Source organism: Streptomyces sp. NPDC055078 (assembly GCF_053607985.1).
The window spans coordinates 1-10636 of record NZ_JBSGUP010000261.1 but is presented as its reverse complement, the minus strand read 5'-3'; the positions used below and the strand labels follow the sequence as shown (position 1 = coordinate 10636).

Annotated in this window: 9 protein-coding genes; 2 read left to right on the top strand and 7 right to left on the bottom strand. The window is 71.6% G+C overall.

The window, feature by feature from the left end; all coding sequences use genetic code 11:
• The 5 genes from ACWF94_RS21680 to ACWF94_RS21660 form a co-directional block, all read right to left on the bottom strand.
• Positions 1-1196 (bottom strand): hydantoinase/oxoprolinase N-terminal domain-containing protein (locus ACWF94_RS21680; protein WP_453490735.1); only part of this gene is annotated, 1196 nt, incomplete at its 3' end.
• Positions 1193-2266, bottom strand: a complete 1074-nt coding sequence (locus ACWF94_RS21675; protein ID WP_453490732.1) for a DUF917 domain-containing protein — start codon at positions 2264-2266, stop codon at positions 1193-1195. The genes ACWF94_RS21680 and ACWF94_RS21675, both read right to left, overlap by 4 nt.
• 119 nt (positions 2267-2385) lie before the next feature.
• Complete coding sequence (locus tag ACWF94_RS21670; protein WP_453490729.1) at positions 2386-3987, bottom strand: PucR family transcriptional regulator; 1602 nt, start codon at positions 3985-3987, stop codon at positions 2386-2388.
• Positions 3988-4403: 416 nt separating this feature from the next.
• Positions 4404-5567, bottom strand: coding sequence for an acyl-CoA dehydrogenase family protein (locus ACWF94_RS21665; protein ID WP_453490726.1), 1164 nt, complete (start codon positions 5565-5567; stop codon positions 4404-4406).
• Entirely contained in the window at positions 5564-6301 is a 738-nt protein-coding gene (locus tag ACWF94_RS21660; RefSeq protein ID WP_453490723.1) for an SDR family oxidoreductase, read from the bottom strand. Before ACWF94_RS21660 ends, ACWF94_RS21665 begins: the two co-directional genes overlap by 4 nt.
• 106 nt (positions 6302-6407) lie before the next feature.
• Between ACWF94_RS21660 and ACWF94_RS21655 the strand changes: the two genes are divergently transcribed.
• Complete coding sequence (locus ACWF94_RS21655; RefSeq protein WP_453490721.1) at positions 6408-7586, top strand: thiolase family protein; 1179 nt, start codon at positions 6408-6410, stop codon at positions 7584-7586.
• A complete protein-coding gene (locus tag ACWF94_RS21650) occupies positions 7583-8755 on the top strand; it encodes a CaiB/BaiF CoA transferase family protein (RefSeq protein WP_453490718.1) in 1173 nt (390 codons plus the stop codon). Before ACWF94_RS21655 ends, ACWF94_RS21650 begins: the two co-directional genes overlap by 4 nt.
• Here ACWF94_RS21650 and ACWF94_RS21645 read toward each other — a convergent pair.
• A complete protein-coding gene (locus ACWF94_RS21645) occupies positions 8724-9356 on the bottom strand; it encodes a TetR/AcrR family transcriptional regulator (RefSeq protein WP_453490715.1) in 633 nt (210 codons plus the stop codon). The two genes, ACWF94_RS21650 and ACWF94_RS21645, sit on opposite strands and share 32 nt — an antisense overlap.
• Positions 9357-9422: 66 nt before the next feature.
• Positions 9423-10636, bottom strand: a 1214-nt coding sequence (locus ACWF94_RS21640; RefSeq protein WP_453490712.1) for an AMP-binding protein, incomplete at its 5' end; no start/stop codon positions are given.

The window sequence follows — 10636 nt, the reverse complement described above, 5'->3', positions numbered from 1 at the left end:
GCCCTGATGCGGTCGGCGAGAGTGGCCACCCGCTCGTCCAGCCACGCGACGGCCGCGGCGGCGGTGCCTGCCGTGAGTCCGCCCGCCGGGTTCCGGGTCCCGACGCTCGCCCGCCCGGCCGCGACGGCGGCATCGGTGAGCGTCACGGTGTCGCCGCCGAACGCGAGCGCCCGGTGCGACAGCTCGTGGCCCACGCTGTCCGGGCCGACCGCGAACTCCGGTCCGGTGCGGATGACCGAGCCGCCACCCATGCCGACGGAGATCAGGTCGGGCATACGGTAGTTCGTCCGCACGCCGGCGATCTCCACCGCACCGGCCGACTGACGCGGAAATCCGTCGACGAGCAGTCCCACGTCGGTGGAGGTGCCGCCGACGTCCATCACGATCGCGTCGGTGAGTCCCGACAGGTACGCGGCGCCCCGCATCGAGTTGGTGGGGCCCGACCCGATGGTCAGGATGGGCCGCCGGATCGCCTCGGCCGCCGACAGCAGCGTGCCGTCGTTCTGGGTGAGATACACCTCGGCCCGCAGCCGGTGCCGCTCCAGAGCGCGCTCCAGCCCGTGCACGATGTCGGTGCCGACGATGGTGAGGGCGGCGTTCAGCACCGCGGAGTTCTCCCGCTCCAGCAGGCCGAGGCCGCCGACCTCGTGGCCCAGGGTCACCGGCAGTTTCTCGCCGAGGGTCTCGGTGACGATCTCGGCGGCCCGGATCTCGTGACCGGGGTTGGCGGGGGAGGTCATACCGGTGATCGCGATCGCGTCCACCGTGTCACGGCAGGACTCGGCGAACCGTCGCACGGCCTGCTCGTCGAGCGGGGAGAGTTCGGTGCCGTCGTACTCGTGCCCGCCGTGGATGATCTCGACGTGTCCGCTCACCAGCGCCCTGAGATCCCTGGGCCAGGCGAGGAGCGGTTCGATCGCCAGCGTGGCGGGCGCGGCGAGCCGCAGGATTCCCACCCTGGCCAGACCCTTCCGGCGGATGATCGCGTTGACGGGATGGGTGGTGCCGAGCATGACCTGGCCGACCGCGTCGCCGTCGACTCCGACCAGCACGGCGGCGAGCGCGGCACTGATGCCGTCGAGCACCTCCGGTGTGGTGGGTGCTTTGTGCCAGGTCAGTACGTTGCCGGTGGCGTCGACGACCACCGCGTCGGTGTGCGTGCCGCCGACGTCGATGCCGATCCGCAGCCCGCTCATCGGGAGACCTCGAACGGCACGTAGTCGATGTCGTAGCCGAACGCCCGCGGCCCGGTCAGCGCCACCCCCTCCGGGGTGCGCCACCTCGCGTCCGCGGGCATCGCGATCATGTGCAGCCGCTGCCCGTAGGCCAGTCCCTCGGTGGTCATCGGAATACCGGTCTCCCTGTCCAGGAAGGTGATCAGGTCAGGGACGGTCACCCGCGGTTCGCCGTCCTCGAACGCGATCAGGTTCTCGTTCTGGATCTCCACCCGCATCGCCCGGGTCGGATCGTCCAGGTGCTCCAGCGACACCGTGCCCCGCACCCAGCCGTCCGTCGTGTAGCGGTCGATGTCGGTCACCTTGCCGGTGAACAGGATCTGCGCGTCGCAGAAGCCGAGGAACCGCTCGTAGGCGTTCGGCTCCCCGTTCTGGACGGCACGGACGCGGCGGCCGATCTCGACGCAGTAGCTCAGCGACCCGTTGGCCGCCGATTCCACGCACTGCTTCGCGGTGAGGGGGTAGGCACTCGCCATCACCGCCATGCCCATCTGGGTGATGCAGGACCTGACCAGCTTCTCGGCCGTCATGTTGTCGACCGCGTCGAGCATCACATGATTGCCCTTCACGTCACACAGGCTGAACGGGCTCGCCTTGATGCCGGCGAGGTGCAGCAGGGTCATTTCGATCTGCGGGAACGCCCTGCGCATCATGTCCGCGTCGACGACCGGAAGGCCCAGTTCGGCGGCGGCCGCCGCGGGAAAGAGGCCGTTGATCCCGCCGATCTCGACCGGCATGATCGCCACGCCGCGCCTGCCCAGCCGCGCTTCGAGTGCTTCAAGGACCTGGCTCAGCTCGCGGCCGTTCGGGATCCGCTCGGTCATCACGGTGGGGGCGCCCGCCATCGCGACGGGAAGCAGGAGCCCCTCGGGATCCAGCTCGTCGGCGCGGACCAGTGGGACCGGGCCGTGCCGCTCCAGCGCCTGGAGCAGCATCAGCTTGCCGATGTGCGGGTCTCCCCCACCGCCCGTACCGAGCACGACAGCGCCCAGAGCGAGGTCTTCGACATCCTCGACGGTGATCTCACGCACCGATTGCCTCCTCGATTGGCGATTTCACGAAGCGAACCACGCGGCGAGGAAGCCGTCACTAGGCGCTTTGCTGAAGATGTGGGCAGCGGCTGTGCACAGTACCCAGGGCCCGGAACGGCCTAGCGGGATTCCGTCGCCGCGTGCACGGCCAGGCGCACCGCGAGCCGCTGATCGGGCTGGGTGAGATCCACGGTGAGCAGCCGGCTCACCTTCTCCAGCCGGTTCAGCACGGTATTGCGGTGCACGCCGAGCACCGCGGCAGCGACGGTCGTCGACGACTCGTTGTCGAGGTAGGCGCGCAGCGTCTGGATCAGCTCGCCGTTCGGGTCCGCCGAGCGGACCGGTGCCAGCAGCCCGTTGACGATGTCGCCGAGCGGCCCGCTGGAGTACCAGGCCACCAGGAGCCGTTTGACGCTGGCGGTGTCCACGTGTTCGACGGGCGCGTCGGTGTCCTGGGTACGGGCGAGCAGGCCGGCCTGTTCGGCCTCCTGGAGGGAGCGCCCCAGCCCGCTGACACCCGGGTGGGCACCGCCGATCCCGGCGTACGGACGGAGCCGTGGATCGTCGTGCCCGGCGCTCAGCAGCGCCCGGCGCACCAGTTCGGCCAGCGTGGCGGCTTCGTGGGGGCGGGGTTCGGCGTCGACCGTGGTCCACAGCGCCCAGCCGGCGGGTCGTTCGACGAGGCCCGCGGTCAGCCCCTCCGCCCGCAGCGCTTGTTCGAGCAGCGCCGCCGTACCGCCCGGGTTGGACATGGCCTCCGCGTTTCGGCCGGCTATGTGCACCGCGGTGTGCCAGCCGGACAGGCGCCAGCCCAGGGTGGTGGCCTGCTCGACGGTCTGTCTGCGGGGCGTCTCCGGGTTTTCGAGGATGTCGGTGAGCAGCAGAGTGCGCTGCCGGCTCTCCCGTTCGAAGGTCAGCGAGCGTTCGCTGAGGTAGGCGGTGTAGGCGAGGGCCGCCACGGCCAGAATGCGGGTCTGCGCGTTGAGTACGTGACCCGAGCCGGCCGACGGGGGCCTCGCCACCAGCCACAGGTTGGGCGCCGCGCCTCCCGCCACCGTCGCCGCGTGGACCAGCAGCGGCTCGTCGCCGTCGCGCAGGGTGCGCGGAGCCCGTGCGGGTGAGGCGGCGAGCCGGGCCAGGCCGGAGAGGAACGCGGGGGTCAGCGGCTCCAGGGTGCCGGCGATGAGGTGCCCGTCGGTGTCGACGAGCCCGACCGGGCAGCGCATGACGACCGCGAGGCGGCGCAGCAGCTCCCCGGTGTCCTTGGGGACGCTCGACAGCGCGGTGACGGCGTCGTGCAGCAGCTTGGCGCCGACGAGGGCGGGTGCCCGCACATGCGGTTCGAGTTCCGCCACCACGCTGCCGACGTCGACCCGGTCGAGGAGCACGATGGGCAGGTCGAACTTCTCGGCCAGGTGCTGGGTCGCCGCCGGGATGCGGCGGTGCGGCCGCTCGGCGACGATGCCGGCGATCCGGGTCCGGAAACCGGTGGAGATCGCCAACTCGATCGCGATGTCCTCGGCGGCGAGCCGGCTCCGGTCGAACACGACGAGCGCACCGGGCGGCAGGGCGGAGATGGCCCGCACCGTGGTCCCGGGAACCACACACTCGACACTCCGCAGCACTGCGTTGTCGCCGCCGATCACCTCGTAGCCGGGCGTCACTCCCAGTGCGAGCAACTGGGCTACGGTGACCCGCGTGCCATGGTGGGCCTGGTGCATGGGGATACGCCTCGCATTTCAGCGGAGTGCCTGATGACAGGCATCATGAGGTGCGATTCGCTTTCCGGCAATGACACCGGCCGCACAGCACAGCGGGAGGCGATGTGCGGCTGACCGCTGTGGTGCCCGTCCTGGCCCTGCACGATCATGAAGTGCTGCTCGGCCGGCCGGCCGCGGAGGCGGCCGAGGCCGAGCCTGACTCCGTGGGGAGCCGGCTCTGGAAGGACGGGCCCCGTCCAAGGGTTCGCATGCGCGGATCATGGCTCAGCGGTTCATGGTTCAGCGGTTCATGGTTCAAGCGCGGCGCTCGGCGCGGCGCCGCTCCGAGGGCGAGAAGCCCCCAGGAGCGACGCGACGACGCGGCTCAGGGACGGCACCCTGGCCGATCGCGCCGTGACCGGACCGCTGGACCTCGTTCACGGGACGAAGGGATCCGTCGAGCGGTAGCCGTTGACGAGTTCCTTCGCCGTGACCATGTACTGGATCGTCGGCGTACCCTCTTCGAGCCAGTTGAGGCGCGCGTCGCGGTAGAGCCGCTCGATGGGCAGCGAGCGGGTGTAGCCGATGCCGCCGTGGACGAGTAGCGCCCGGTCCGTCACGCGGCCGACCGCGTCGAGGCCGAACATCTTCACCATGCTGGCCTCGGCCGGGATCCGCTCTCCTCGGTCGGCCTTGCGCGCCGCGTCGGCCAGCATCAGGCCGAGGGCCTGGACATCGATGGCCATCTCGGCGAGGTAGCGCTGGACCGCCTGCCGCTCCTCAAGCCGTTTGCCGAACGTCACACGGGACTTCGCGTGCGCGAGGGAGAGTTCGAGCGCCCGCTGGGACGTGCCGAGCGACGACGCCGCGATGAACACCCGGCTGATCTCCAGCGCGGCCTCAAGGGCCTCGACTCCCCCGCCGACGTCGCCGATCACGGCGCTCTGCGGCACGCGCACATCCACGAGATCGAGGACGCCGTGCTCGCCGCCCTTGCACCCCATCGTCTCCGGCATCGGTGTGACGGACAGTCCTGCGGATTCCCTGGGCACCAGGAACGCGGTGACCTCACGGGGCCCGGTCTTCGCGAACAGGATGAACTCCGTCGCGATCTGGGAGTTGGTGATGAGGTGCTTGCGACCGTTGATGGCGTAGCCGCCCGCGACGCGCTCCGCGGTCGAGCCGAGGTCCGCGCCCGTGCCGAAGCCGGGCTCGGTGAGTGCGAACGCGACCGAGCGTTCACCGGTGCAGGCGCCGGGCAGGACGGCGCCGCGCTGTTCGTCGTCGCCGATCTCCGACAGCGCGTGGGCGAAGGAGTTGTGCACGTGCACGAGGCACCGGATGCCGCCGTGGATCTTCGCGAACTCGGCGATGACCGGCAGATACTGGGTCATCGACATGCCGAGCCCGCCGTACTCGCGGGGCACGATGAGCCCGAACGCGCCGACCGAGCGCAGGATCGGCACGATGCGGTCGAGCGGCAGGTGCTCGGTGTCCTCGATCTCCTTTTCGAGCGGGTCGAGTTCGTCCCAGATCGCGGCCCGGATCCGGTCCCGCGCGGCCAGGTACTCCGCCTGCTCCATGCCTGTGTTGACTGTCATATCGACCATCCACCGTCCACCGTGAGAGTTGTTCCTGTGCAGTACGTCGCGTCCTCGCTGAGGAAGACCGCGGCCCGGGCGATCTCCTCGGGAGTCCCGGAGCGCCCGAGGAGAATCTGCTTGCCGATGGCGTCGCGCGCGCCGCCGGAGACCTGAGCCGTCATGTCGGTCTCGACGAACCCCGGTGCGAGCGCGTTCACCCGGACGCCGGCCCGTGCCGACTCCTTGGCGAGGGAGCGGCAGAAGCCGATGAGCGCGGCCTTGCCGGACGCGTATGCGGTGTCGCCCGCACCGCCGATCAGCCCGACCACCGAGGTCACCACGGTGACGCTCGCCCCGCGCCGGGAGACGAGATGCGGCAGGGCCGCGCGACAGACCTGGGCGGCACCGAGCACGTTCACGCTCGCGATACGCGCCCACTCCGCCTCGTCCATCGCGTCCAGCCGTCCGCCGTTCCAGACGCCGGCGTTCGCCACCAGGCCGTCTAGGCGGCCGAACTCGCCGACGAGATACGAGACGGCCCCGGCCGCGGAGTCGGCGTCGCCCAGTTCGTAGCGAACCGGCAGGACGCGGCCGGGGTGGCGGGCCGCGAGCCGCTCCGCCTCGTGACGCGAGGAGCGGTAGCCGCAGCCGACCCGTACGCCGCGGGTGGCCAGGAGGTCCACGATCGCGGCACCGATGCCGCGCGAGCCACCCGTCACCAGCACCACGCGACCAGCACCGGAACCATCCATGTCCTGTCCTCTCGTCGCGCTGGTCGGGTTTCCGGCCGTCTTGACGCCCTGTCCGAAGCGACCTCATCATGTACCGACCAGTCGGTACATTACAAGGGGTGAGTTCATGAACGACTCCGAACCAGTGATCGTCGAGGCGGTCCGCACGACGACGGGACGGGGCAAACCGGGTGGTGCCCGGTCGCACGAGCACCCCGTCGACCTCCTCGCGACCGTGCTGACCGAGGTGGTGGACCGCGCCGGCATCGATCCGGGCGTCGTGGACGACGTGATCGCCGGCTGTGTGACCCAGGGCACTGAACAGGCGGCCAACGTCGCGCGCAGCGCGGTCCTGGCAGCGGGCTTCCCGCAGCACGTGCCGGGCACGACCGTCGACCGCCAGTGCGGCAGCAGCCAGCAGGCGATCCACTTCGCGGCCCAGGGAATCGCCGCGCGCGCCTACGACGTCGCGATCGCGTGCGGCGTCGAGATGATGAGCCGCGTCCCGATGTTCAGCCAGTACGGCGGGCTCGACCCGTATGGCCCGCGCGTACGGCAGCGCTACGCGCCAGGTCTCGTCCCACAGGGCATCGCCGCCGAACTGCTCGTCCGCGACCACGGCTTCACCCGCGCGGAACTCGACTCCCTCGCCGTCGAGTCGCACCGCCGGGCCGCCGCGACCTGGGAGTCCGGCGGGTTCGATCGCGAGGTCGTCGCCGGCTCGGGGCCCGTCCGTGACGAGACCGTCCGCGCCGAGTCGCACCCGGGCGGCCTGGCGAAGCTCTCCCCTGTCTTCACCGAGGAGGGAGCCGACCGGCGCTTCGGCGGGCTGGACTGGTCGGTGACCGCGGGCAACTCCTCACCGCTGAGCGACGGCGCGGCCGCGGTGCTGCTGATGTCGCGCGCGGCGGCGGACCGGCTCGGCTGCCGGCCGCGCGCCGCGTTCCGCTCGTTCGCGGTCGTCGGCCACGATCCCGTGACGATGCTCGACGCCGTCGTCCCGGCCACGCGAGCCGCCTTGCGACGTGCCGCACTGACACCATCCGACATCGATTCCTTCGAGGTGAACGAGGCATTCGCGGTCGTGCCGCTGCTCTGGCAGCGGTCGCTCGGGATCGGCCCCGACCGTGTCAACCCCCGCGGCGGTGCGATCGCACTCGGCCATCCGCTCGGCGCTTCCGGAGCCCGGCTGATGACGACCCTGCTGCACACACTGGAGGACCGGGACCTGACGTTCGGGCTGCAGACGATGTGCGAAGCGGGCGGAATGGCGAACGCGACGGTCATCGAGCGGGTGAGCGCATGAGCCACGCGCCCGGGCCCGGGGTTCCCGCCCCGAACGGCAGCGGCCCGCTTGCCGGTGTCACCGTGATCGAGCTGGCCGGCATCGGTCCCGCGCCCTACGGAGCCATGCTCCTCGCCGACCTGGGTGCGGAGGTCATCCGCGTCGACCGGCCCGGCGGGCAGGCGGGCAACCCGCTCGCCCCCGAGAAGGACCTGCTCAACCGTGGCAAGGTCTCCGTCGAACTCGACCTCAAGAACCCCGCCGATGTCGCCGGGGCCCTGGCACTCGTCCGCGACGCCGACGCGCTCATCGAGGGATTCAGGCCCGGCGTCGCCGAGCGGCTCGGTCTGGGACCCGATGTGTGCCTCGCCGCCAACCCCGCGCTCGTCTACGGGCGGATGACGGGCTGGGGACAGGACGGGCCGTTCGCGCATCTGCCCGGCCACGACATCAACTACATCGGCCTCACCGGCCTGCTGCACCCGATCGGACCGGCCGCGGCTCCCGCCGTACCCCTCAATGTCATCGGCGACTTCGGCGGGGGCGGGATGCTCCTCGCGCTCGGCGTCGTCACGGCCCTGCTGCACGCGCGCACCACGGGCCGGGGGCAGGTCGTCGACGCCGCGATCACCGACGGCACGGCCTCGCTCTCCACGATGCTGCACGCACTGCGCGCCGACGGGCAGTGGCACGACGAACGGGAGTCGAACCTGCTCGACGGAGGCGCGCACTTCTACCGGATCTACGAGACGGCCGACGGCAGACATCTGAGCGTGGGCGCCGTCGAGCCGCAGTTCTACCGCGCCTTCCTCGAAGGTCTCGGCGTCCCCGCCGACACGGACTGGGTCGCGGCGCACCGCGACCCCGCCCTGTGGGCCGGGAAGGCCGAGGAGGTCGCGGCGATCGTCCGCACCCGCTCGCTGGCGGAGTGGGAGGAGGTGTTCCACGACTCCGCCGCCTGCGTCCACCCGGTGCTGACACCCGGTGAGGCGGCGCGGCACCCGCATCACCGCGCGCGCGGGACGTTCCTCACCGTCGACGGCGTCGTCCAGCCCCGGCCCGCACCGCGCTTCAGCGGCACGCCGCTGGCGACTCCGCGCCGGCCGCCCCGCTCGGACGAGCACGGCGAGGTGCTCAGGCAACGCGCGCGCGAGCGGCTCAGCCCCGGGGAGCGACCCCGGTCAGGATGAGGTCGGCGAGACCGTCGGAAACGCGCTCTCTCTCGGCCCCGGAGTCGGAGGAGAACCACAGATGCACCGAGTTGAGCATGCCCAGGATCGCCTTGACCTGGAACGGGGCGACGACGGCGAACCGGCCGTCCTCGGCACCCTCCTGGAGGATCTGCTCAAGGAGGTGCTCGTAGCTGCGCCGCAGCGCCGACAGGTCCTCGGCCCGCGATCCGGTGAGGTGACGCATCTCGCGAAGGACGACCACGACCTCGGCCCGGCGGCCCGTGACGACAGCGACGTGCTCATGCACGAACGAGCGAAGCTTCGCGACGGAGTCCTGCGGCGATTCGAGGACGAGACGGCCACGCGTCAGTGCCTCCTCGACGTGCCGCTTGGAGAGTTCGAAGAGCAGGGCCTCCTTCGACCCGATGTGGTAGTAGAGCGCGCCGCGCCGCAGATCCGCGGCCTCGCCCAGCTCGGCCACCCCCGTCTCGTGGTACCCCTGCCGGGCGAAGAGCTCGGTGGCCACCCGCAGCACCCGCTCACGGGTGGACTCGGACTGGTCACGGCCGAGCGACCGAGGACGGCCCGGGCTGCGAGGGCTGTCGGCGGCGGTCGTCATCAGGGAGGTCCTCTCACTGCTGGGTGCGGACGCGTGGCGACGGTGCGTCCGTACTCAGCCTAGACCTCAGCGCAGGGCCGCTCGGCGCAGCTTGCCGACGGCGGTGCGCGGCAGTGCGTCGACGACGTCGACCATCTTCGGTGCCGCGTACCGGCCCACGTGCTCGGTGACCAGGTGGTGCAGCTCGCGGTCGAAGCCGTCAGCGGGGGATGCCCCTGGCGTGAGCACGACCACCGCGCGCACGACGGTGCCGCGGCCGGGGACCTCGGCCGCGACGACGGCCGCCTCCGCGACGGCGGGATGCCGCAGGAGGGCGCTCTCGACCTCGCCCGGACTGATGTTGTGTCCGGAAGCGATGATCATGTCGTCGTCACGGCCCAGGATCTGCCAGTGGCCGTGACCGTCGACCACGGCGCGGTCCTCGGTCACGAACACGTCGCCCCGCCACCGGGCGGCCCACGCCTGCGGGACGTTCTCGTACGTGCTCGTCATCTGGTACCGGGGCCGGCGCACGCCGATCAGTCCCGCCGCGCCGGGCGGCAGCTCCCGCCCTTCGCGGTCGACGATCATCACCTCGAAGCCGGGCAGGGGCCCGGCGACCCGGCCCGCCGGTGACGTGGCCGCGGGGTCCGTCAGGTCGCCCAGCACCATGCCGACCTCGGACAGCCCGTAACCGTCGAGGATCGGCGGGCCACCGCCGTCCTTCCACGCGACGGCCACGGAGGCGGCGAGCTGTTCCCCGGCCGTCGCGACCGTCCGCAGCGTCCCGGGCACCCCCGTCGAGTCCATGACCGAACTCAGCCGCCGGACAGCGGCGGGCGCCGTGCTGAGCGCGTCGACACGGTGGCGGTGCATGAGGTCCCACCACGCCTCCGGCGAGAAGGGACCTGAGTAGACGAGCCGCCGGACGCCGAGTGCCATCGGCGCGAGCCCGGTGGTGTACAGCCCGTACGCCCACGCCGGGTCCGACGTCGCGAAGAGCAACTCCCCGGCACGCAGGCCGAGCACGTGCCTGGCGTACGGCAGGACGCTCAGCAGCGCGGCATGGGGCATCAGGCACGCCTTCGGGGTCCCCGACGTCCCGCTCGTGAAGAGCAGGGTCGCCGGGTCCCCCAGGGTCGTGTGCACCTCCGGCCCGTCCGGGGTCTCACTGTCGACGGCATCCCAGAAGGACCTCTCCGCCGTGCCCGGACGCGCGCCCCGGGGAGTCACGACCAGGACGTGCGGGCCGGGGCTCAGCGTCCGCGCCGCGGCGCGGTAGGCGTCGAGGTACGCGTGGT